25 protein-coding genes and 1 other annotated feature are annotated in these 23,854 nt (G+C 39.8%); of the genes, 7 read left to right on the forward strand and 18 right to left on the reverse strand.

The annotated features are described in order from the left end of the window. Positions 1–642: 642 nt before the first annotated feature. The 3 genes from AC4EHB_RS04070 to AC4EHB_RS04080 all read right to left on the reverse strand — a co-directional run bounded on the left by AC4EHB_RS04070 (position 643) and on the right by AC4EHB_RS04080 (position 3,825). A complete protein-coding gene (locus AC4EHB_RS04070; RefSeq protein ID WP_490980748.1) occupies positions 643–1,068 on the reverse strand; it encodes a MarR family winged helix-turn-helix transcriptional regulator in 426 nt (141 codons plus the stop codon). A 685-nt stretch (positions 1,069–1,753) separates the two neighbouring features. Further along, positions 1,754–2,917 (reverse strand): mandelate racemase/muconate lactonizing enzyme family protein, encoded by a 1,164-nt coding sequence (locus AC4EHB_RS04075; protein WP_490980749.1) that lies wholly within the window; start codon positions 2,915–2,917, stop codon positions 1,754–1,756. A gap of 170 nt (positions 2,918–3,087) precedes the next feature. Then, positions 3,088–3,825 (reverse strand): GntR family transcriptional regulator, encoded by a 738-nt coding sequence (locus AC4EHB_RS04080; RefSeq protein WP_490980750.1) that lies wholly within the window; start codon positions 3,823–3,825, stop codon positions 3,088–3,090. Positions 3,826–4,612: 787 nt separating this feature from the next. Here AC4EHB_RS04080 and AC4EHB_RS04085 point away from each other — a divergent pair. Further along, complete coding sequence (locus tag AC4EHB_RS04085) at positions 4,613–5,434, forward strand: alpha/beta fold hydrolase (protein ID WP_490980751.1); 822 nt, start codon at positions 4,613–4,615, stop codon at positions 5,432–5,434. A 312-nt stretch (positions 5,435–5,746) separates the two neighbouring features. On the opposite strand, the gene AC4EHB_RS04090 is transcribed toward AC4EHB_RS04085, so the two are convergent. Genes AC4EHB_RS04090 through AC4EHB_RS04125 form a run of 8 tightly spaced genes read right to left on the reverse strand, consistent with a single transcriptional unit; the run spans position 5,747 to position 11,256 of the window. Further along, complete coding sequence (locus AC4EHB_RS04090) at positions 5,747–6,220, reverse strand: hypothetical protein (RefSeq protein ID WP_490980752.1); 474 nt, start codon at positions 6,218–6,220, stop codon at positions 5,747–5,749. Between the two features lie 57 nt (positions 6,221–6,277). Continuing rightward, positions 6,278–7,102, reverse strand: a complete 825-nt coding sequence (locus AC4EHB_RS04095) for an urease accessory protein UreD (RefSeq protein ID WP_490974323.1) — start codon at positions 7,100–7,102, stop codon at positions 6,278–6,280. A 1-nt stretch (position 7,103) separates the two neighbouring features. Then, the gene (gene ureG, locus AC4EHB_RS04100) at positions 7,104–7,715 is read right to left on the reverse strand and encodes an urease accessory protein UreG (RefSeq protein WP_490974324.1); all 612 of its coding nucleotides are present in this window, start codon (positions 7,713–7,715) and stop codon (positions 7,104–7,106) included. Positions 7,716–7,750: 35 nt separating this feature from the next. Beyond that, positions 7,751–8,437, reverse strand: coding sequence for an urease accessory protein UreF (locus AC4EHB_RS04105; protein ID WP_490974325.1), 687 nt, complete (start codon positions 8,435–8,437; stop codon positions 7,751–7,753). Beyond that, complete coding sequence (gene ureE, locus AC4EHB_RS04110; RefSeq protein WP_490980753.1) at positions 8,430–8,885, reverse strand: urease accessory protein UreE; 456 nt, start codon at positions 8,883–8,885, stop codon at positions 8,430–8,432. Before ureE ends, AC4EHB_RS04105 begins: the two co-directional genes overlap by 8 nt. A gap of 11 nt (positions 8,886–8,896) precedes the next feature. Further along, positions 8,897–10,609 (reverse strand): urease subunit alpha, encoded by a 1,713-nt coding sequence (gene ureC / locus AC4EHB_RS04115; protein WP_490980754.1) that lies wholly within the window; start codon positions 10,607–10,609, stop codon positions 8,897–8,899. Further along, positions 10,606–10,929 carry an urease subunit beta gene (locus AC4EHB_RS04120; protein WP_490980755.1) on the reverse strand — a complete coding sequence of 108 codons (324 nt, stop codon included), beginning with the start codon at positions 10,927–10,929 and terminating at the stop codon, positions 10,606–10,608. Before AC4EHB_RS04120 ends, ureC begins: the two co-directional genes overlap by 4 nt. 24 nt (positions 10,930–10,953) lie before the next feature. After that, the gene (locus AC4EHB_RS04125; protein WP_142826290.1) at positions 10,954–11,256 is read right to left on the reverse strand and encodes an urease subunit gamma; all 303 of its coding nucleotides are present in this window, start codon (positions 11,254–11,256) and stop codon (positions 10,954–10,956) included. A gap of 717 nt (positions 11,257–11,973) precedes the next feature. Here AC4EHB_RS04125 and AC4EHB_RS04130 point away from each other — a divergent pair. Both AC4EHB_RS04130 and AC4EHB_RS04135 read left to right on the forward strand, forming a co-directional pair. Continuing rightward, on the forward strand, positions 11,974–12,150 hold the full coding sequence (locus AC4EHB_RS04130; RefSeq protein ID WP_490974329.1) for a hypothetical protein: 177 nt from the start codon (positions 11,974–11,976) through the stop codon (positions 12,148–12,150). Continuing rightward, positions 12,147–12,794, forward strand: coding sequence for a DsbA family oxidoreductase (locus AC4EHB_RS04135; RefSeq protein WP_490974330.1), 648 nt, complete (start codon positions 12,147–12,149; stop codon positions 12,792–12,794). The genes AC4EHB_RS04130 and AC4EHB_RS04135 overlap by 4 nt, the downstream gene beginning before the upstream one ends. Positions 12,795–13,175: 381 nt before the next feature. On the opposite strand, the gene AC4EHB_RS04140 is transcribed toward AC4EHB_RS04135, so the two are convergent. The 3 genes from AC4EHB_RS04140 to AC4EHB_RS04150 all read right to left on the reverse strand — a co-directional run bounded on the left by AC4EHB_RS04140 (position 13,176) and on the right by AC4EHB_RS04150 (position 16,294). Beyond that, positions 13,176–13,976: a methyltransferase domain-containing protein gene (locus tag AC4EHB_RS04140; RefSeq protein WP_490980756.1), complete on the reverse strand. Its 801-nt coding sequence runs from the start codon at positions 13,974–13,976 to the stop codon at positions 13,176–13,178. 95 nt (positions 13,977–14,071) lie between these two features. Then, positions 14,072–14,321: a binding site (T-box leader), on the reverse strand. Positions 14,322–14,516: 195 nt separating this feature from the next. After that, the gene (locus AC4EHB_RS04145) at positions 14,517–15,641 is read right to left on the reverse strand and encodes an MFS transporter (protein WP_490980757.1); all 1,125 of its coding nucleotides are present in this window, start codon (positions 15,639–15,641) and stop codon (positions 14,517–14,519) included. 89 nt (positions 15,642–15,730) lie between these two features. Further along, the gene (locus tag AC4EHB_RS04150) at positions 15,731–16,294 is read right to left on the reverse strand and encodes a TetR/AcrR family transcriptional regulator (protein WP_490980758.1); all 564 of its coding nucleotides are present in this window, start codon (positions 16,292–16,294) and stop codon (positions 15,731–15,733) included. A 654-nt stretch (positions 16,295–16,948) separates the two neighbouring features. Between AC4EHB_RS04150 and AC4EHB_RS04155 the strand changes: the two genes are divergently transcribed. From AC4EHB_RS04155 to AC4EHB_RS04170, 4 genes are all read left to right on the forward strand, one after another. After that, entirely contained in the window at positions 16,949–17,350 is a 402-nt protein-coding gene (locus AC4EHB_RS04155) for an Rrf2 family transcriptional regulator (protein ID WP_490974334.1), read from the forward strand. A gap of 65 nt (positions 17,351–17,415) precedes the next feature. After that, positions 17,416–18,276 (forward strand): class I SAM-dependent methyltransferase, encoded by an 861-nt coding sequence (locus tag AC4EHB_RS04160; protein ID WP_490980759.1) that lies wholly within the window; start codon positions 17,416–17,418, stop codon positions 18,274–18,276. A gap of 48 nt (positions 18,277–18,324) precedes the next feature. Then, complete coding sequence (locus AC4EHB_RS04165) at positions 18,325–19,227, forward strand: NAD(P)/FAD-dependent oxidoreductase (RefSeq protein ID WP_490974336.1); 903 nt, start codon at positions 18,325–18,327, stop codon at positions 19,225–19,227. 763 nt (positions 19,228–19,990) lie between these two features. Next, complete coding sequence (locus AC4EHB_RS04170) at positions 19,991–20,353, forward strand: hypothetical protein (protein WP_490974337.1); 363 nt, start codon at positions 19,991–19,993, stop codon at positions 20,351–20,353. Positions 20,354–20,670: 317 nt separating this feature from the next. Here AC4EHB_RS04170 and AC4EHB_RS04175 read toward each other — a convergent pair whose 3' ends face one another. From AC4EHB_RS04175 to AC4EHB_RS04190, 4 genes are all read right to left on the reverse strand, one after another. Beyond that, positions 20,671–21,189, reverse strand: a complete 519-nt coding sequence (locus tag AC4EHB_RS04175) for a tubby C-terminal domain-like protein (protein WP_490974338.1) — start codon at positions 21,187–21,189, stop codon at positions 20,671–20,673. Positions 21,190–21,470: 281 nt separating this feature from the next. Beyond that, complete coding sequence (locus AC4EHB_RS04180; RefSeq protein WP_490980760.1) at positions 21,471–21,935, reverse strand: hypothetical protein; 465 nt, start codon at positions 21,933–21,935, stop codon at positions 21,471–21,473. A 320-nt stretch (positions 21,936–22,255) separates the two neighbouring features. After that, positions 22,256–22,750 carry a WapI family immunity protein gene (locus AC4EHB_RS04185; RefSeq protein WP_490974340.1) on the reverse strand — a complete coding sequence of 165 codons (495 nt, stop codon included), beginning with the start codon at positions 22,748–22,750 and terminating at the stop codon, positions 22,256–22,258. Between the two features lie 176 nt (positions 22,751–22,926). After that, positions 22,927–23,601 carry a DUF2711 family protein gene (locus AC4EHB_RS04190; RefSeq protein WP_490974341.1) on the reverse strand — a complete coding sequence of 225 codons (675 nt, stop codon included), beginning with the start codon at positions 23,599–23,601 and terminating at the stop codon, positions 22,927–22,929. Positions 23,602–23,854 lie beyond the last annotated feature (253 nt).

Below are 23,854 nucleotides of genomic sequence, written 5' to 3' on the forward strand. Positions count from 1 at the left end.
TTTATATTCTCCTTTGATTTAGACAGGCCCTAGTTAATTGCATACGCCTGTGAGGAATTATCGTGGCAGCTTTTTCTGTAAAATAAAATTCCGCTAATTATTACCTTACTAAATACCTTTTTAAGGATTAACTACTATTTTACTTATTCTTCCTGTTAGTACTTACCAAGTACTTCCTATAAATTTCACTCTTTGAAATAGACTTCTTTTAAGTTTTAAAGCCTCGTTGATTCTTATCCTATTTGTTGCAATTCATAATGTACCAACGATCACCTCTATTATGAACAGTTCCATTTCTTTTCAACGTACGCAATTTCTTAAATATAGAAACTTGTGAAGTGGATTCTTCCATAACTGATAAATTAATCGTTTTTGAGTCCAAACATGAAACGATCTTTTTTGCGCTTATTCCAGGACAATCTTTAATGCAAGTTAGAATACTGCTATTTTCAACGTTCATGAATTTACCTCACACCTTTTTAAAAGAATTATTACGGACTGAAGTTAATTACACTAAAAAATAAGCTTTTTATTTAGCCTGCTAAATAAATGATCGCTAATCAACTTTTAAAATTAGGATTCTCCATAAACCTATTATTTTTAAAAATATATTTAGCTTGCTAAATACTAGTTAGAGAAAAATTAGAATAAATTTCTCTCCATTCGTTTCATTAATTCTCTTAATACCAAGCGTTCTTCCGGTGAAATGGAATGCAATAATTTTTCTTGCTGCTGCTTCCATTTAAAATCAACCGGACCTTCCAACTCTTTCCCTTCGTCAGTCAGATAAATCCGCATAACCCTGCCGTCTCGTTCATCGCGCTTACGGATGATGAACCCGTTCTGTTCCAACGATTTAACCATATTGGTGACCGTCGGCGGCTCGCATTTCAAATGCTCGCATAATTGCATTTGAGTGACTCCATCTCCTGCCCATAAACGGGCGAGTAAATTGTCCTGTCCAACGTAAAGATTAATTTCTCTTAGGCTTTCGCTATAATCCCGACGCATTTTAGATGACACTTTATCTAAAGACTCACGGATATCGCAATCTACAGTGACTTTCATAGATAACCCTCCAAGTGATGATATATTTAGCCCACTAAATATATCATCGCAAAATTCAGTTGTCAACATCTGTTTAGCAAACTAAATAATTTACTTAATTAGTTTAATCGAACTAACGTTATCTATTATAATTTTTATAAACTTCAAACAAGGTTTTTTATATGATTAAATTCGAGACCATATCTATTCATAATAGCGTTCATAAAAGTATGCTTTATCGAACAAAAAAGAAGAAACTCAGGTATTCGCTTCTTCTCTTCCGATAATCTCTCAGATAGTTACTAACCATTCCTTTAACTACTCGATCTTAGGATGTTTTCTCTAAGATCTTTTTGCATATCATTGTGAAATTTAAAGCTCTTACTTGCCATATATTAATCGCCATTCCCAATGTAATATAGAAGGCATTAACCTATAAAATTTTATATTCATTGCTGAAAATGAAGCGTTTAAATTCAAGCGTTTAAATACGCTCATTATCAAAAGAAAATGGTCCGGTATGAATAAGATGATTACAGCTCGTTTATAACACGAAAACAGTGGAACTAAAATAAGATGACATTGACACAGTGGTAAAACCACAGTATCGATGCCATCTTATTGGAGTAAAAGCTTAAGTTTACTTTTTTCTTAAATTGTTCGAAAGTTAGGGCTCATTTACAAAAACAATTGTTTTTGAAATATATTATTCAGCCACTGAACGAAGCAATTTAATTAACGGTGCTTTTGTTTCAAAACCTATTCCTGGAACGTCAGGCAAACCTACATACCCATTGACAACAGGAATGTCATCGGCGAATCCTCCGAATGGTTCAAAAATTCCCGGATAAGACTCATTCCCTCCTAGACCCAATCCTGCTGCAATGTTCAGCGACAATTGATGCCCACCATGCGGAATGCACCGGCGTGAAGACCATCCATGTTCTTTTAACATATCCAATATTCTCATATACTCCACAAGTCCATAACTTAATGCACAGTCAAATTGTAGATAATCCCGATCCGGCCTCATTCCTCCATAGCGAATGAGGTTTCGGGCATCCTGCATAGAAAAAAGATTTTCTCCAGTTGCCATAGGATTTTTATAATGCTTGGAAAGCTCCGCTTGAAGCTCATAATCTAACGGATCTCCTACTTCTTCATACCAAAACAAATTATAGGGCTCCAGCTTTTCTGCATATTTAATCGCTGTCTCCAAATCAAATCGGCCATTTACATCTACCGCCAGAGATTGGCCAGATGGCACCACTTCCAGTACGGCTTCAATTCTTCGAAGATCTTCTTCTAAACCGTTTCCAATTTTCATTTTCACAACTGAATAACCTAGGTCCAGATAGCCTTTCATTTCTTCTTGCAGCATTTTATCGTCTTTTCCTGGCTGATAATAGCCGCCTGCCGCGTATACAAACACTTTATCATCCGGCTTTCCATCTCCATAACGTTCGGCCAGCAGTTGATAAAGGGGCTTTTCTTCTATTTTTGCAATAAGGTCCCAAACTGCCATATCAAGCGTTCCCACCGCAACCGACCGTTCCCCGTGGCCGCCTGGTTTTTCGCCCGTCATCAAAATATCCCAGATTTTATGAGCATCAAAATTTGAGCCTTCATCATTTAGAATGTCATTTGTTTCCGCTTCTAATAAACGAGGGATAAAACGTTCGTGGAGAAGTCCGCTTGGAGCATACCGGCCATTCGAATTAAATCCATAGCCTACAACCCTTTTGCCATTTTTAAATACATCCGTAACGATTGCAACGACAGAAACGGTCATTTTTGAAAAATCAATATACGCATTGCTGATACTCGATTTAATCGGTACGGCTTTTTCTTTGATATCAATGATCTTCATCTTAAAACCTCCCATTTCGTATTTATTATCTGTTTATAGAATAATTAATAAATTTATTAATGTCAATAAAAAGCTTTAAATTAATTAAATTAATGTATATAGCCATTTAATAAATTTATTAAATATCCATACATATAAAAAAGACGCTTCTTGTTAAGAAACGTCATGCCTTATTTTTCCTGCTTATTCGTTGGCTTGCTTTCGATAATCCTCAAGATTTCCTGTCCTCCACGATGCCTGTGGGAATGCATGAGAATCTGCGCTGCTTTGCTGTCTTGGGCTCGCATTGCTGCTACTATTGCCCGATGTTCCTTAATGGACCGGACAGGAAGCTTTCGCTCATTAATGGTAAATAACCGAGCCCGATACAATTGATCAGAATGACTATCCATTATATTTTTCAGCCGTTCATTCCGGGAGTACTCAACGATCAAATTATGAAATTGATTATCTGCATCTAAATAGGCCTTTAAATTATTTTCCTTCAGATTTTTTTCTTGGCGCGCAATAAGGGAATCCAAGATTTCGAGATGTTTTTCCTCCATATTCAACGTGGCTAACTCAGCAGCCACTCCATCCAGCGCTTCAGCAATTTGACAAATTTGCTCAATATTTTCTTTTATGATTGGTTCAACACTAAAGCCTTTTCGAGGGATCAACCTAATCCAGCGATCCATCTCCAATCGAATTAATGCTTCGCGAACAGGCGTCCGGCTCATTTCCAGCATTTCGATAATTTCACGTTCCAAAAAAGCCTCATTAGGTTGAAGCTGTAGATTTCGAATCGCTTTTTGAATAATAATGTAGGCCTGCTGCGGCAAACGATCTTCGTTTGCTTCTTCTTTATATCGCAATAAGGTTTTCTTTAGAGCAGTGTTATCGCTGCTTCGTCTCTCTTTTTCCTTCATGATATTCACCAAATTTCAATTTATTAAAGTCCCGATATTAAATGAAGTATATCAGATTTCCATCTCAATGAGCGCGGTTTTACATGCAACTCCCTTACTGTAATCTATCGCTTGATGGAAAAATTTCGGGGTTGGAATCTTCTCAGGCATCAAAAAGTGAGCTTTCAACTATTTTTCACAATTATGGCCTCGCCGAAATTCCACAGAAACTCTTTCAACAACTTCTCCCATATGATATCTTTATTGGGCTTGAGCGTTAAAGACTTTTAGAACTATAAAACCATTCGAAAAATACGCTATTACACACAAAAAGAGAGAAGATAAGTTGCTGCACCCCAAATGTTAGATTTTCAACTTTAATAGCGGTTCCAGTTTAAAAAAATTCAATTATGCCGTGGTCAAGCGCATGACCTGCCTAATCGCTGCATTATAAAACATATACCCGACTCCTGTCACCATTTCCCTTTGGTTGTGGTGACGTAATTCTACAAGAAAAGATCTTTCTTTTTCTATTTATTTACAGAAGAAATTTTATGCTCTTTTACAATGGTATAATTATAAAGAGTCCTAAAAATATTAAATACCTTCATAGAAAAATATATATAAATACTTGCATTTGAAAAAATAGAGAAATATAAATTTGCTTTTGAAATTACTATTGCTCTCTTGTCTCCTAAGAAATATATAAAATTCAAGTGAATACCCAGAGTTATTGATTATATTTTTAATGAAGTATACTTAAGTTCACTTATGAAAATGATCTTATAACAAAAAGAGGTGATATAGTTTGACGGCAACAAAGAAAACGGCTGCACAAGTGATTAAGAGAAATAATGTAAGGATTAAAGGGCAGACCGAAAAGGTTCTGGTGTTCGCGCATGGTTTCGGTTGTGACCAATATGTCTGGGACAAGATTGCACCGGCTTTCGAAACGAAATATCGGGTTGTATTGTTTGATTATGTCGGCTCCGGTAAAAGTGATAAATCTGCTTACAACAAGGAACGGTACCGGACATTGGATGGTTATAAACAGGATCTTCTAGAATTATGCGACGCCTTGTCCTTAGAAAATATAGTGTTTATCGGCCATTCAGTCAGCAGCATGATTGGTGCATTGGCGGCGGTCGAGCGTCCGGAACTGATGAAGAATCTAATTATGATTGGACCTTCTCCGTATTTTCTCAATGAACAGGACTATCAGGGGGGATTTGAAAAAGCGGAAATCGAAGGCTTGCTTGAAATGATTAAAGTTGACTATAACGAATTTGCGCGCTTTTTGTCGCCGCTCGTTATGCAAAACGCTGAACGTCCCCATCTGGCGGCTGAATTTGAGCAACTACTATGCGGCAATGATCCGGACGTAATCAGCAACTTTGCGGAAGCCACTTTTTTGTCGGATGTCCGTGAGGTATTGAAGGAAGTTCCTGTTCCGACTTTGATTCTGCAGACACGCAATGATTTAATCGCCCCAAAACGCGTAGGTGAGTATGTACATAGCCAGATAAAAGACAGTGAATATCACCTAATGGATGCCGAAGGTCACAGTCCGCACATTAGTGATGCAGAGGAGACCATCAGTATAATATCCGATTATCTTTTGGGTTCCTAATACGCAAAAGTAGCAAAAAAAAAAATTTTTTAGTAAAACCTCCGATTCTACAATTAGTGATATCATATAGCGAAAATTATTCAATTAAGGACACTGCAGCAATAATCGTCAACTTTATAGAATCGAAAGATATATCTGTCAACTCCTAATTTATCTGGATGCTCTATACGGAATCAATAAAAATGTTTCAGGCATCAGTACGCGCATGCTCGGCCACCATGGATTCGGTGTGTGGTGGAATATTGAAGAGTGGGATAAAAAAATAGATGAAAACTAAAAAAGAAAGCCCTGCGAGTCTGCAGGACTTTCTTTTTATTTGTCTTCATCTTTTTGATAATTTGAGAATTTCTCATGAATTTCGGCTTCGATTGCCTCCACTTGTTCTTCTTTCAGCTTTTGTTTCGGCTGAGGATGAAACCATTGAATTTCATCTTTGTGGACAAATCCCTTGTATTTCTCCCCTTGCACTTTCAAAGTGAATTGGTGACGTTTATAAGCTTTGTCCTCAAAAACCGGATGCACTTCCAATTCTTTCATTTCACTTGAAATGCCATATTGAGCCATCAGCTTATGGATCATTGTTTCAATCGCATCCACTTTTTCTTCACCGATCAATTGCTTAGGATGAGGATGCAGCCATTGAATTTCATCTTCAAAAAAATAGCCTTTAAATTTATGATCCTCCACTTTAAATGTAAAAGCATATCGTTCATAAGATCGGTCTTCAAAAACCGATTCTACTGCGAAATCTTTCAGTTCAGGTTCATCCTTCTTTTCTCCGCTCATCACCTAACCTCCTTAAAAAATTTGTCACTTTGCTGAACTGATAGCTTATAACCTGGCTTAATACTTTCTTAAAGAGTTCGGTGTGATGCCGAACCACTGTTCATGGATAATGCGATGGCATTCGGCAATAATTCTTTCGATGACTTGCGTTGAGTTAGCCAGTATCCGGATGCTGAATCCTGGTACCACCAGTTGAGACAGGCCGAATTTCACATCGGCTCCCAGGGAAACAATCGACTCATACAAGTCATCGAGTAATTTACTGTCTGTTTGCTCACCAACAACAATCATTGAACCGATATGGCTATAACCTTCCATAAACCCTAAACCGGAAATGTCTTGCTTTTCCGGAGACAATTTGATGTGGTCATAGACAACAAGTTCCCCGTCCATATAAATTTCATTGATCAACTGGACGGTGTGATAGGTGAATTTACCGCCAGTTGGGGACCATCCAGGCGTTAAAATATCAGTGTAAAGAAAAACTGCTCCGGATTCCATCCGTATGGTATTTTTTTGCAGATACCGTGCATTTTCATAAGCAATCAACGGGTCAGGAAGAAATTCCAAATAACTTCCTTTCTCTAGCACTATATCCGTCTCTTGATAGGCATGTCCCTTCGGCGTCTTATATACTTTCGTCGCGGATTGTGTCGTTAAGGTAACTTTAGCACCTCCGTTGGCAGTCACTTTCATCCGATAACGGTCTCCATCCAAATATCCGCCGCCAGGGTTCAGCAAGTAGTAACAGACTTTACCCGTATCGTCATGGTAAATCGGCCGCATCACTTTGAATGCTCCTTGAAAGAACACATTTCTAGCAACCGTCTTTCCTTTTCTCTCTTCTAAATCCAGCGAGAGCTCGCCTGTCCATGAGGTCATATTATTCAAGCCCTTTTAACAGAACATGGGTCTTCATCCATTCAATGACTTGATCGAGCCCTTCCTCGGTTTTCAGATTTGTAAAAACGAACGGTTTGTCGCCGCGGAATACTTTTGTATCTGAAGCCATGACATCCAAGCGTGCACCTACATAAGGAGCCAGGTCGGTCTTATTTATAACAAATAAATCCGATTTGATCATTCCCTGGCCGCCTTTTCGCGGAATCTTCTCACCTTGTGCCACATCAATGATGTAAATTGAAAAATCGACGAGCTCCGGACTGAAGGTTGCTGCCAAGTTGTCGCCGCCGCTTTCAACGAAAATAAGTTCGACGTCCGGATGGCGCTTTATCAATTCGTCGATTGCCGCAAAGTTCATTGAGGCGTCTTCACGAATGGCTGTATGTGGACATCCTCCCGTTTCAACTCCGATAATGCGGTCTTCTGGAAGTACGCCGTTTTCCATTAAGAACTTGGCATCTTCCTTCGTGTAGATATCATTTGTGATGACAGCCATTTCAATTTCCTGTTCCAAGTTGCGGGTTATTTTTTCAACGAGCATGGTTTTCCCTGCTCCTACCGGCCCGCCGACACCAATTTTAATCGGTCCCATCTAAACACTTCCTTCTCTTTTTAAAAATTCTATAGTTACGACATGAAAATACGGATGTTGACGCGTTCATGATGCATTTGGGAAAGCTCAAGACCAGGTGACACAATGCCGAAGTCACTCCCTGTAAGCTGCATGATTTTCTTCGTTGCCGATTGCAACTCAGGATGGAATTCGTGTGTGATCATAATTCCCGCCGTCTGCCCTAAGGGAATCGCCCGGACGGCATTTTGAACAAGGCTAGATGAAGCTGAATACAGATAGTACAGAATGGCATCTTCTTTTGAAACCTGCAGCCCATAGGCAATCATCGTAAATACGATTGAAGGGTGGGCAAACGCCTGCTTCTTGTCAATCCGGTCACGGTAAAGCGCAAGCACTGGAAAATCGTAGAGCGATTGGGCGATTTTCAGCAAACGGTCGCCTATCATTTGCGTGCCTTCCCGTGTTTCCCTCGGTAAATTCTGAACCATTAACATCCGGTCCCATTTCCATATTTCTTGATAATCCTGCTGTTCAAGCGCCTCATATGCCAGCCTGCAAACCAGTCCATCAGTGTAGATCAATTGATCATGTACATAGACGCAGAGCCAGTCAAAGAACGTTTTTTGGTCTGTTACAATATCCGCCTGTATATAGCTTTCCAAACCGAACGAATGGCTGAAAGCCCCCGTCGGCAAGCCTGAGTCGCATATCTGAAACAGCGAGAGCAGATTTTTATTCATGGCTATGGCCAATGTGGCGGAATGCTTTTTTCACCTTGCGGTCTTCTCGTCTAAATGCAATTCCTAATTCCTCCAGTAGAGCTACCACCAGGTAATCGTATTGGACAAGCATGTCATTGCCTTCAAACTGAGCGGGCAAATGCCGGTTTCCAAGCTGGTGGGCGATGTTTCCCATCTCTTCTATAGTTCGGGGACTGATCACAATCAAATCATCGGATAACACGTCTACTACAATCATGTTTTTGTCGTCCATGAACAGCACATCGCCCGCAACTAGATCACGCGCTTGTTTTAAGCGGATTCCAAGCTCGTTTCCGTGATCGGTCTTGACACGCTGAATCCGTTTGACCAAATACGCGCTTTCCAAATAGACTTTTTCAATGTGCCGCTTATCGATTTCACTTTTATCCATATCATCTACATTCATTACTACTTCTTCAATTATCAATTCAATTCACCTCAGAATAAGAAATATCGCTGCCCCATTGGCACCTTGTCTACAGGGTCACATGTCAGCAGCTCTCCGTTTATTTTCACTTCGTACGTTTGCGGATCTACGGTGATATCAGGCGTTTCTGAATTCAATTTCATGTCTTTTTTCGACAGGGTACGGATTCCTCCTACAGGCAGAATGATTTTTTGAAGTCCGAGTTTTTCATGAACGCCGTCATCAAAAGCTGCTTGAGAAATGAATGTTGCGGAACTTCTTGATAATGCTTTACCATACTGGGCATACATCGGACGCGAAATATACGGCTGCGGTGTTGGAATAGATGCATTGGCGTCTCCCATCAAGCCCACGACAGCCATTCCATTTTTCAGAACCATTTCCGGTTTCACACCAAAAAATGCTGGATTCCATAAAACGAGATCTGCCATTTTGCCTACTTCAATCGAGCCGATATGGTTTGAAATCCCATGGGTAATAGCGGGATTGATCGTATATTTCGCAATATAGCGCTTCGCCCGGTTATTGTCAGCGTATTCACTATCGCCTTCCATGATTCCGCGCTGCATTTTCATCTTGTCTGCTACTTGCCACGTGCGAATGACGACTTCTCCTATTCGGCCCATGGCTTGTGCGTCGGAGCTGACCATACTGAATACACCCATATCATGCAGGATGTCTTCTGCCGCAATCGTTTCGCGGCGTATTCGGGAATCGGCAAAAGCAATATCTTCCGGTACTGAAGGATTCAAGTGATGGCAAACCATCACCATATCTAGATGTTCATCTACTGTATTGACAGTGTATGGGAGGGTAGGGTTGGTCGAAGACGGTAATATATTGTGATAGCCTGCTGATTTGATTAAGTCTGGCGCATGTCCGCCGCCCGCTCCTTCTGTATGGTACATGTGAAGGACGCGGTCTTTTACTGCAGCCATTGTCTGCTCCATAAATCCGCTTTCGTTTAAAGTATCCGCATGGAGAGCGACTTGGATGTCATATTCATCTGCGACGCGAAGTGCATGATCAAGAGAAGAACCTGTTGCGCCCCAATCTTCATGGACTTTCAGTCCGATGACTCCTGCTTTTACTTGCTCTACTAAAGGTGCTGAAGTTGCTGCGTGACCTTTGCCCGTGAATCCGATATTTATTGGCAAGCCTTCTGCCGCTTCAAGCATTCGATGGATATTCCATTCACCTGGCGTAACGGTTGTTGCTTTCGACCCGGCTCCCGGACCCGTACCGCCACCGATCAATGTCGTCGTTCCAGCTGATAACGCTACTTGCACTTGTTCAGGATTTATAAAATGTACATGGGTATCAATGGCGCCTGCAGTTACGATCAGCCCCTCGCCCGCTATCACTTCGGTTGCTGTGCCGACAATGATATCTACATTATCCATAATGAGCGGATTTCCGCTTTTGCCGATGCCGAAGATCTTCCCGTCTCGTATAGCAAGGTCAGCTTTTACAATTCCGGTATAGTCAAAAATGATAACATTCGTGATGACTGTGTCAGGAACTCCTTCTTCACGTGCGGCAAGAGGATGCTGGCCCATTCCATCACGGATGACTTTCCCGCCGCCAAATACCATTTCTTCTCCATACGTCGTAAAGTCTTTCTCAACTTGGATAAACAGATTGGTATCAGCAAGCCGAACTGCATCGCCCGTTGTAGGTCCAAACATTTCTGTATATTGCTTTCTGGACATTTTGAAACTCATGATCCATCCCTGCTTTCCAGTGGCCCATCGACCTTGTTATTGAAACCATATACCCGGCGTTCTCCAACAAATTGAATCAGCTCAATTTCTTTTTCATCTCCAGGCTCAAACCGTACTGCCGCCCCGGCAGGAATATTCAAACGTTTTCCATAAGCTTCTTCCCGGTTGAACTGAAGACCTGGATTCACTTCATAAAAGTGAAAATGTGACCCCACCTGTATAGGCCGGTCGCCTGTATTGATAACGGAAACCACATAGACTTCTCTTCCTTCATTGCAAGTTATATCTTCGTCTTTCAATACATATTCTCCTGGCTCCATACCCCTATTCCTCCTTTGCTTAAATTAACGAATTGGACTGTGTACAGTCACTAGTTTCGTGCCATCAGGAAATGTTGCTTCAACTTGAATGTCTTTAATCATTTCAGGAATACCTTCCATGACGTCTTCTGTCGTTAAAATTGTCGCTCCGAATTCCATTAATTCTGCAACTGTCTTTCCATCCCGTGCTCCTTCTACTATTTCGTAAGTTATGATGGCTACCGATTCCGGGTGGTTAAGCTTTAATCCTCTTTCCCGCCGCCTTTTTGCCAAATCTGCAGCGACTACAATCATCAATTTGTCAATCTCACGAGGCAATAAATGCATAGTCTATTCCTCCTCTCTTTTTTATCAGAAACTAAAAAAAGTCCTTTCAGAGACTTTCATTTTTAGTGGCATTCTAAATATCTGATTTTTCAGAAAAAATCTTTTTTTAATTTTTCCCTAAGCGATCGGCTTTTAAACTCCTTCTAGAGCAACTTATTATTGAGGTATGTAAAGGCAAGAAAATTATATATATGATTTCAACATTAAGTTCCATATTTTAGAAAACTGGTTAAAATAAGCGTTCGTAAAAGTACACTTTAACGAACAATAGGAAGGAAAGAAGCTAAAACTATCACCTCTCCCCTTACGTTATGAGGTCCTATGTAAGCTTTGCTTTGAATTTCTCCAGATTTAAGTAATAGCGGACAAATACGTCCTGCACAATGTTCTCCGCTTTCGTCCGCTTTTTGATAAACGAATATTCAAGCCGCACCAAATAATGCCCATACTCATCCATCACTTCTGTCAGTAATCGGTCTTTCTCTCACTTCTCCAAGCCCTTGCCCCATTTTATCTAACTGTTAGGCAACGCAGAGAGTTTTTTGGTTTCATTAATAAAAATCTTCTTTCTCTTAATATTTGAAAAAAAAGCGAAGACTGAAAGAAGGTAAAACCTTCATAAATTGCACTCTTCAGCAACACCCGATCCAATTATTAGAATATGTCCGCGTTTTCCTTTACCATCAATGATAAACATGCTATAAGGAGGGTTATGGAATGGGTAAAGAAATGAAAAATGAATCGACAGCAGTAAAACAAGCTATGTCAAACCATACATTGCCGGACCTTAGTGGAATTAAGCTGATTGATTTTGGTGAGTCCACCGGATTTGCCTGTGATGTCCAAACAGGCATCTGCGGGCCGTTTGATCAAAAAAAGGAGGATAAAAAATGAAAATAACGATCTGGTCAGACTTTGTATGCCCGTTCTGCTTTATCGGCGAGGCCCATTTGAATGGAGCATTGGAGAAATTTGAACATGCGGATGACGTTAACATTGAATATAAAAGTTTCCAGCTGATGCCAGACGGGGAGTATGTGCCCGGTAAGGATTATGCCGAAACTTTTTCGGATATGAAAGGCCTGCCTTTAGCACAGGCCGAGGCGATGCTGCAAAATGTGGCAGAGTCGGCAACCCGCTCAGGCGTCAATATCAATTACGACATAGCGAAATTGGCAAACACATTTAATGCCCACCGCGTTTTCCAATATGCAAAAGAACAGGGAAAAGGAAATGAATTCTTCCAGCGTTCCTATGTTGCGCATTTCACGGATGGTGAAATTCTAAGCGATACCGAAACCCTCGTCCGCCTGGCAGAAGAAGTCGGCCTTGACGGCGCTGAAGTACGTAAAGTCGTGGAAAATCAAGCGAACGCCGAAAAAGTGGAGCAGGATATTTCTGAGGCGCGTGCAGTCGGTGTGCAGGGTGTTCCTTTCTTCGTAATCGACAATAAATACGCTGTTTCCGGTGCGCAGCCGGTTGAAGCATTCAGCCAGGTTTTAAATCAGGTATGGGAAGAGGAATATGCGAAAAAGTGAGCAAGTAAATAGAACGGCCTAAAAAATGCCCTTTCAGCTCATTCCAGCTGAAAGGGCATTTTTTGTTTAAAATACGTAATCTGTTCCGATCAGCAACCGTACTCCTCGCTCCATCCCTCACACTTAGCCTTTCCGAAATAAAAAACTGAACCTAAGGATCCAGCTGTATGCTGGCAATAAAGTTGTTTCAAATTAAGCCTTGTAATTCTACTGTACCAAGGATGCAGAGAATTTAGCTGATTAAACAATCTCAACTATATCTTCAATTTACAAAAGCTTTTAAAACGATAAGGGTGAAATTCCCTTTCTACCGATAAGGGGTTATATGTTGACTAGGTACTAAATTCATAAACAGTATGTTGACCATACCGTTTACTGTGCTCATAATTTTTTACCAATGTACATAATATGCTCGGCCAAGCTTAATAAATCTTCCCGTTCACACACTTGCTCCGCCAGATCCAACCAAGCAGCGACGACTTCCGGAGACTGTTTCAAGAGTTCCGCTTCCCGTAAATAAAGGAAGCTCTCACAATTCAAGAGATTTAGCTTTTCAAGATCAAACTGCTCAAAGAATGGAAGTACTTCTTTAGGACGCATAAAGAAATTATCGGTAAAGCCCTGTCCAGCGAAATTGATGTCTTTTAACAGGATTTCCAATTGTGCTTTCCGTTCTTTTTCCAATACAAACTGGGGATTATGGATGAGGTAATCCCACACAAACGAATAGGAAGACACGAAAGCCACAAAAAGTATTCCTCCGGGCTTTAATACCCGCAAACATTCCTTAATGGTCTGAATCCGATCTTTTTGATCGGCTAGATGATACATCGGCCCCATGCAAAGCACATGATCAAATTGCTTTTCATCGATGCTTGATAAGTCCCGGCTATCGACACACATGCCTTGCAGCGTCAGGTTAAGTTCTTTTGCCTTCTCCAATCCAAACGCTACATTATTCGGTGATAAGTCTGCCAAAGTGACTTCACAACCCAGCTCAGAGAGATGCAACGCATATCTTCCTGGTCCGCCACCTAAATCCAGCACTTTGTCCGTCGGTTTAATATAACGCTTAAGGAAGCGTTTCGTCAGTTCAAACTCGACTTTATGCCGCTCGAGCCTGTTCCATTCATAATCGACTGTCTCATCATAAAATTTCCGCACCGTTTCCACGTTTTCCACTCTATCAGTCCCTTTTTTCTATTTTTACTCAGTCTCTATTTCTAGAAACATTGAATTGCTGCCAATAAAAAAACTTTCCTCCTTAAGAAATCAATCTTAAGGACGAAAGTTGATTTTCGTAGTATCACCTTAGTTTGTCAGCATATCACCATGCTAACCTCATCGGGTACAAACATACCCTATCCTCATAACGGGGGAATCCGTCTTGCTATCCCTAATCGCAAAATCAGGTTGGCAAGAAGCTCCAAGACTTTATTCATTAAGTCGATCATTGCTCCTTTTCAGCAGGCCAGAGCTCTCTGTGAATGGTCAATTCTTAACTACTCTTCTCATCAATGCTTTATACTTACTTCGTTTCACTAAGGATAGCAACTATTTCATAAATTGTAAATAGTTCGTTTTTTAGTTGTCTATCTCACCATACTTTATGTCAAGTGTGAATATACTGCTGATAACACGGGATATGTAAACTAATCAACTATTCACTTTCACAAGATATTAGTGTTTTCTTTAGCAACCGCAGGTTCAGAATCGAAATACTTAATTGGAGTCATGTCTAAATACTAAGGTTATATAGCCAATTACAGAAGCTCCGATAAAAAGAGCAGGATATCCTGCAATATCAGCTATCAAGCCAGAGAAAATAGAGCCTGCTGCTTGACCAAGCGCCAATATTAAGAAAGGCACTCCAAGTCCAAATGATGGACTGCTCTTAAATACAGAAATCCCCCACACAATCAATACTCCTGTCATAAAAATATAGGAGCTGCCAAAAAGAGCAGGTGAGAAAAAACTCATCAGATTGTTTCCGGAAAATTTTCCGAGTAAAAGAGATGAAGTTGAAAGAGCTACTACCGATATTCTATAAGCTGTCATCAAGCCGAATTTGTCGATAAAGACTCCAGCAGTTCCGCCCAACAATCCCGCAACGCCAATAATTACCCATAACCACTCCCCAAGGTATGGAGGTGCGCTCTCCAGATTCAATATAAAATCTCTTGAGAATGTCCAATAGGCCGAACAGGATACCCCTAAAAGTAGGGACGCCAAAATCAATTGAACAGACTGCTTCCCTTCCTGTTTAGAAAAACCAGCCTTGCTTTCCTTTTTCAAATTTTGATTTTTAGGAAGTCCTTTATAATTCGCGATTAATACAAGAATAGCAATGACCATAAAAATCATGTACGTTTCTCTCCAGTTGTCGGCCATAAGGATAACAACCGCTCCTGTAAAGGCAGTCCCGATGCTTGTGCCCGAATTGATCCATGAATTCGTCTGGTTCTGTAACCTTGTTTCTATGTTTGTATCCACAATATTGGCATAAGGAGGAGATGACAACCCTGTACTCAATCCTGCCAGAAATATACCTAACCCGATTATTATAGGGCTGGAAGAAATGGCGATAACACCCAGACCAATGATTGATGTCAATCCTGCTACGATGAGCAACGATTTTGAAGTCACTTTATTCGAAAATACCATCGCCAATACGATTGCCATGCAATAAGCAATATAGGACAAAGACGAGATCAGACCACTCGCGGAAGGGTCCATGTTCATCTCTTCAGTGATATAAGGAAGCATTAGTCCATAACTGAACCGGGATAAACCATATGTCACCGCAATCATTGGCAACCCTATTGTTATTAATTTTTTTGCTTGCATCGGAATCACTCCTTTATGTAGAACGTTCATTATAAAAAATAGGAAAAATAAAAGGCAATGTTGTTTAACTTAACATTGCTCTCAGCTCACTACTTAATTTCATCCTCTGAAATATAAAGATTTTTTATTAGTTCTGCTGCTGCTTCTTTCACCTTATTCAACTCAGTGGTTTGGACCATAGCTGTCAAGCCTTCCAGAATAATCGTGATTTGCATTCCAAGAGATTTAGGTGCATGGAAAAGTTCCAAATCATTTTCAATCTTATTCAGGAATGACTGTTTATGTTCTTTGCTTAATACTGCAATTTCATCGTTAACGCCTTCATACTCTTGCTTTGCTCTTAAAAATAAACAACCATTCGAACCTTTTGTTTCTATCCAATCAATATGGGCTTTAAACAACGATTCCATATATACATTAATTCCCTCTTCTTTATTGATCGTGTCTTCAATACCTTGAAGATATCGCTGATTTCTTTGCATTAATATTTCTTTGATTACCTCTTCCTTTGATTTGAAGTGATAATACATTGTCATTGGTGCAACTCCAGCGTGATCCAATATACTTTTCACGCCAACTGCATGAAAACCATGCTGATAAAATAATTTTTCAGCTGAGTTCAATATAGCCTCTTTTTTCAATGACTTTTTCATGTAACCACCTCCATTATGTTGAACGTTCATTATATATTTTATCGAGTTCGTATTTTTATAGCAAGAAACTTGAATCATATTTGTTAATTTTAAACCTTACGTAAAAGTACGCTTTTCAAACGCGAAGAAAGAGAAAAAGCATTTTAGCTCCTTCCCTTCCGATAAGCCATCATATGAAACCTAAATGGACTGTCATATTACTTTTTTATGTGTAATTATATATTTGCGGTAATACATTCCATCAAAACTTTGGCACTCACTTAAGCATGTACCAAAAAAAATCTGACCTCTGCAGTCATAAAGAAAAAGAAGGTTGATTAAGGCTTGTGGAACCTTGCATGAAAAATACGAAGGATATATGGATGATCACCAGTTAGTGCTCTTTCTTCCATCGATGAATACACTTTTGTTTTTGTTGACTTAGGGGATTGATGAAGAAAATTCATGGCGTATCATTCAAGATTTCAGAGGGGCAGAAATGGGAATTAATAAGTTACCTTCCAAGCAATATGACCGGGTTAAGGTTCAAATTTAAGAGGCTATATTTGAATTCAACATTGGCACTCTTAGCCTTTGCTAAGCAAAAGATTTTGACATCTCCTTTTATCAAGGATATTATGTATCTTGTAAGTCTATAAATAAAGGAGTAAAACCATGAAGTTTTCAAGAGGGACCAACTATGCACTTCATACAATGCTGCAACTAGCTCAATCATCCACTCCAAATAAACCCATTGGTGTCCAACAACTCGCTGAACAACAGGATGTATCGCCGACCTACCTTTCTAAAATTCTGACAAAGCTTGTGAAAGAAGGAATGGTTTCTTCGGTTTCCGGAGTTAAGGGGGGCTATTCACTGCCCTATAATTGGGAATCCATCTCTTTTTTAGAAATTATCCAAGCGATCGAGGGCAAAGCTTCTCTTTTCGATTGCCACTTCGGCCATGGCCCAGGCTGCCCGATTGAACAAGTGATGGTTGAAGCAGAAGAGAAAATGGAAGAACAATTAAAAAAAATGACCATTGCTGATTTGGTTAAGAATAAGACAATGAACTAAAATTCATTGTCTTATTCTTAACCCTAATCAAGGATATAATGTATCTATAAAAGGAGGAATAAGAAATGAACCATCCGTTATTCGATCAACAGATTTGGGAAAAAGCGTGGGAGCAGGATCCGAACACATCTTTAAAACGAATGAAAAAAGTGGGGTTGGCTACGTTTGAATCCCAAGGATTTTCCAAATGGGCGAAAGCCTACAATGAAACTTCTTTCAGTATGCAAGGGCAAAAGCGGAGTGCGCGGATTATGAAGTGGATTGAACATCAAGTTTCTTCATTTGAAGGAATGTCTATTCTGGATGTCGGCGCAGCTTCTGGCGTATTCAGTATTCCCTTTGCTGAAAAAGGAGCCCGGGTGACTGCGGTGGAACCTTCAAAGGATTTAGCCAATATGCTAAAGAACAACGCGAGCACTCATTCCGTTGAAATTTCCATTATCAATCAGCCGTTTGAAGAGATCGCAGATAAGCCTACAGCTTCATATGATTTGGTCTTCGCTTCCATGTGTCCGGCCATCACAGACTGGACAGCGGCCCAAAAAGCGATGAGTTTTGCTACCAAGTATTTTTATGCGAGCATGATGGCCGGTCCAAAAAGAAATTACCTGATGGAAGAAATCCTATCTGCCTTAGGCATTGAAAACGAACCCGTTCATTCTTCAGATATGGCTTATTTGCTGCATCTCCTTTACTTAGAGGGATACACGTATCAGTCTTTGATCGAAAAACATGAACAGACAAAAATGATGACTCTTGAAGAAATCATTTCACAGTTGCCTGAATGGTTCAGGGATTACGGAATTGACGCGGACAGCGATCTGATGGCAAAAGCAGAACAGTATTTGCGCGACTCATCTGATAAAGAACGAATTGTACTAACCGGCGGTAAATTTGGAAAAGTGCTGGTGCATCTTGAGAACTAACCAGCTACATCATTGCTGATAACAACAAAAATTAAAGGAGGAATTTTTTTGAATTACGATTGTATCATTATAGGCGGAGGCCCGGCAGGACTAAATGCCGCGTTGGTTTTAGGACGATCCAGAAGAAAGGTGGCCCTGGTAGACGCCAATCAACCAAGGAACGCGGTCACACATGCTTCCCATGGATATCTGACTCAAGATGGCGTATCGCCTTCAGAATTCCGTCGGATTGCTTACGAGGAAATAGTCCGCTACCCCACCGTTGAACATCATATCGACAAAGTGTTGGACGTACATAAAGTAGAACAAGGGTTTTTAGTACGGACGCAATTCAAAGAGTTCACGGCCAAAAAACTGCTAGTGGCCACCGGTTTAAAGGAAATCCTTCCGGATATCGAGGGAATCAAAGAGCATTACGGAAAAAGCATCTTCTACTGTCCTTATTGTGACGGTTGGGAAATGCGGGATCGTCCACTTATGGTGGTTTCTCATCATCCACAAGTTTTTCACTTTGCGAAGCTCCTTTCCAATTGGTCTCAAGATCTAATAATCTGTACAAATGGGAAAAGCATTTTGACGGAAGAAGAGAAACAAGAACTGAATGATAACAATATTTCTGTATCGGAACAAACGATTCAATCATTTAAAGGAACAGATGGACAGTTACAAGAAGTGGCATGGACCGATGGAACTCGAATAAAGCGAACCGGAGCTTTTATTAACCCGCAATGGTTTCCTCAATTAGACTTTCTGAAGTCGATTCCTGTTGAAAAAAATGATCAAGCTGCCATTCTGACGGATACGATGGGAAAAAGCACAACTCCAGGTCTGTTTGCGGCGGGTGAAGCCACAACAGGTACCCCAACCCAACTAATTGTAGCAGCTGCAGCTGGAAGTCTTGCGGCAACCAGCATCAACGCTGAACTTACGATGGAACAATTTCGAATCTAACTTCCCTTTTAGTTTTTACAGGGTTAAAATGGTGGATTGCAAATTTTTTATCATAGAGGAGTTTAAAGAAGCAAAAGCGAGAGCGCTGCTAGTTTGCAGTACATCCCTTTTGTTTTTTAAGGTAATTATCACCCATATATATAATTTCTAAGTAAGCAATTAAATACGCAGTAACTTAATAACGAAATAAGACTAGCGGAAAAATAACTATTTTTCTGTTTCCTTCATCGCATATCTGCCCCTTAATTACTGACTAAATTGTTGCTAATATAATTTTGTCTTTGAGTTAGGTGTCTCTCAAAGTTTACTTTTTCAAATAAAAAGAAGAACAGCAGCCTGTTAAATTCTTTTCTTCCGATAAGTGCTGTTATGTAAGCTCAAATTAGATTTAGGATAAAGTTAATACCTAATACTAAATTTGAGATTCTCTTTCGCCCTCTCCCTTTTCAAATTTTTAAAAGGAGTTTTAAACAAAAAACCAGAGTCTATAAAGTACCTATTTGTTTATAAGTTAACTAAAATATAATCTTATTTTTAATAAGCTCTTGCCTTGTGAAACTCTTTGAACATCGCGCAGGTTAAAATCCTCCTCAATTTTCTAAGTATATTTAAAACCACTTTCTTATTATGGATCTTTCCTTTAATCTTAAGAGACATTGAAGGTAATAGTTTTAGGAAGAATTAGATAATGGTTAAACGTTTTGTTGTGAATACATGAGCGGTCTTTTATTTTGGAGACTGGGGTTGAGGGAGTGAAAAAACGGTGGAGCGGTGGAAGCAAGTCGAGATGCTTTTTTTGGGGTTAATCGTGGTGATGCTCATTGTGCGGTTTACTGCATACAGCCAGCAGCCGTTTTGGGACATCTTGCGGCCGTGGGAATTTATTTTCCTGCTGGATTTAATTTCGATAGACGGGTTTAACCGGGATGCGGACGGGCGGCCGATCAAAACGGAGTTCCGGCAAGGCATATGCGTTCTGGTCAATTTTTTGATAGTTTTAGCCGGATTTTGGCTTGCATCGCTGGGGTCACGACGGAAAAGGCGACGTATCACGCAGGTAGCAGTGTTCGGGGTGTTTACGTTCTGGTATTTGTATATGGTGGTTGCATCACTGCTCGTCGGGTAATGCCGATGCGAAAAAAAGACCTACTCTGAATTCAGCGTAGGTCTTTGCCATGTGTACCGATAGACAGCATTACCATCAATTAGCAGAGTTAAAAGATAGTTAGTTAATTTTGGAAATTAAACCATTCGTAAAATTATACTCTTACAGACAAAAGGGGAAAAGCGGTGCTGATTAGCAAGGCTTTTCCCTTTGTATGTTGCTATTAGAATAACTGCTACTTCGGATAATTCCTCATATGTAAACTTCAAAGGAATTTAAAACAACCAAGAACTTTTTCTTTTAAACCCTAAATGAAAGCCGTTTTTGTATGGCTTCCTTTAGGCATTGTAGAAATAAAAAGTGTGGAACAAGACTGCAGAGAGAGATGCTAACTCTTCGTTTTCTGCGACTATCTGAATGGTGTCCACCTCCGAGATTTGCAGAGAAGAAGACAAAGAAACCCTGGCAATTCTTTTATGGCCACATGTTAAATAACAAGTGCCTGTGTGATCTTTTTCTAAATGATAGTTTTGGTTGGAGAGCCTAAAGGAATAAGCTTTTTCGGTCAATTGAACCCTATGCTGGGAGATGGAAATAGTTTCGGAGGACAAATGATCTGTCAGTTCATAGTGCATTCTTGGGAACCAGCAATCGATGCTGTACAGGGGTTTCCCGTCGGCAGTTGAAATTTGATATGTATAAGGCAATCCGAAACGCAAGGTTGCATGGAAAATACCGGCCACAAATTTATGCGGCCGTTTCTGCAGCAAAAACAGGAGATCCCCCTGCCCGTCTGTTATGGATAACTTAGTGGAACGGCGCATCGATTCCGGTACTTGATAAGTCAAATGTTGCACGTTCTTCCTCCTTCCGATAGGGTATGAAACGTCTAAACTAAATCCTCCTTAAAATTTTCTGGCGATGCTTGTAGCTGCTTGTTGAATGCATCTTATTTTATCCAGAAAAGTTGAATTCTCTTTTCTAGAAACACAATAGCATTAATGAATTGAATGAAACTTCCTTTATAATAGACTGTGTTAAACTTTGATGTTGGTAATTAGATGAATAGGAAAGGAATTCATAAAATACAAAGGGTTCCAATGTATTTCATGAATTTCCGACAGTTTTAAGATGTTCTCTACCAGACATTATAAAATATACCCTGTTCATAATGCTGGGGCAGATCGTATTCTTCTCGCAGAGCAATTTCTCTATTTTCCATATAAGATATGTAGCGTTCTAAACTTCCAATAATTCCCTCATTATCCTCTTGTTGAAATGGATAATGAGTATAATCCCATTGCTCAATATATTTAATTTCTATCTCTTCTAATTTAGTTTTACCAGCCTCACTCAGCAGCCCGATAAATTTATCTTGTACATGATCTACGATTTCAATAATAAGTTCACACCAATAAATCTCCAGAATCGAATTATCTGTAAGGTGATAGGGGGTAATAATGAAATCTTCAACATCAGTAAAAATTTGGAGTATTTTAGGCAGATGTTTAATTTCATCTAGAGTGAAATATACATCCTCATAACGCTTATGTCCTCCCACTAACTCCTGCAACTTGACCGAACATTGTTTGCCGAAATCCATTTCTACTCACCCTTTTTTATTGTTTTACATCTACTAATTCGATTATGATGTTCCGCCTTCCACCTTAGCGTCTTCTAGTTCGATACCCTATATTAAAGAATCTCCAGAAAGATAGACATACCCCTCCATACATTCTCTTGCATTAAATTATAGAAAACTTCCGATATAAATTAAATGACGGTTGCAGCTATTTTTTCTTCACGCTCTTCGAAGTCCATTGAAATTAGGGTTTGAATGTAACTTAATTCACAATAAGTTACATTCAAAATCAAATTACATTTAATTCCTAACTGACTTTAAGTACTCTTTGTAGAATGTTTTTACTCTTTTTCAGAACCACGCATTTTTCTAAAAAAATTAGTTAAATGGCTTTTGAAGTCATTTTGATATTCAAGCACAGGGAATTCTGTCAGCACATCGTCCAGTTCCTTGATTAATGGATCTAAATAACTCTGATCTGAACCAAATTCAAAATCAAGAAGGGCTTCTGTACTAATTGGATAACGAGTTCTCGCCTTCCAGTAAATTCCTCCTTGCGAATCCATAGATGCATTGACTTCGATTGCATTTTCTATCGAAATCAAGGATGCCGTTCCCTCTAATTCTTGATTCATTGTTTTTAATTGTTCACGAAAATCCTTAAATTCTTTTGCTCTTAAATCCGCAAGGAAATGAGCAGAATATCCAGGGATTCCAACTGATATGGCCGCCTTAATCCAGTCATCTTGCCATGAACCAATTGATTCAGGATAAAGTCTTTCTAATATCTTAATCTCAATTTTAGTTTCTGACCCTAAAATATCCAGTTTTTTCATGATGACCCTCTTTTTCTAAAGCATCATTTTATCATTCAGTCAAATAATCTTTCATCTAAAGGTAACTTAACTGCACTTAAGTTACCTTCAATCTTTTGTTTCTTCAATTTATGCAACTGCTCTGTAACAGCTTCGAAATGACATCCCTTCCCTGCTTCTTGTTATTGCTGAATCGTTTATTCCAAAAACCAGTCAATCTTTGTAGTAGATCTGCAAATTACCGCTTCCCACCCTTGTTTTTCGATGAGTTGCTGAATATTTTTTTCACTGGATAAGAATATTGTAGTGAACCTGTCGTATTGGCTAATAAAGACTGCCTGTCTCTTTTCATCTGAAAGCAGTACTTCAGCTGGCCCAATCTCCGTAATCTCCAAAGGACTGCACGTTGCAATATTCACTTGCCCATCGGTATCATCGATTGGTTCTGCAAAAGAGAAGGTACGAGACCCGTGAGAAGCGAAGTGCCTCAAGATCCCTTCACAGAGGAATATGGAAGGTTTGTCTTCCATCGGCCAGTAGAAGTCGGGAGAAAACATGGCAATTAACTTCTCTTTCAGGTCTTCTCTTCTGGCACCCTCCTTAAAATTGATAGAAGAAAGCGCGATCCCTACTTCTTGCAAAGATGCAAATCCGCATTTCTGCCGTACCGTTTCCCAGCTGATGGACTGGCCAAGTGCTACAATCTCTTCGTTTGTGGGATAAATATGCTGATGGGACATCTCTCGTTTGCCCGTTGTCCACCCTTCCGGCATCTGTACAAACGGATGTAATAAAAAAGCACCTGATTGGAATTCTTTAGCCACCTGCTTTAATAGGGTTTCCTTGTCGTTGAAACGTGGATATTCAAGCATCGTTCGTCCTCCTGTCCTGTAAACTCAATCTGCACATGTTTTCTTCTTAATATACTAAGAGGTAGATAAGATATCTAGTTAATTTTGGAAATAGATAACATTTGTAAAGTACATTTCTGCAAACAAAAAGAGAGGGCTCTTCATACGAAGTTCCTACTCCTCCAATAACATCATGATATGTAAACCTTTTTAGCCCTTGCTGATTGAAAAGTACCTATGAATGGTTTATTCATCGTCCAAGCAATAGCGACTA

Source organism: Planococcus sp. TJ-302 (assembly GCF_058268455.1).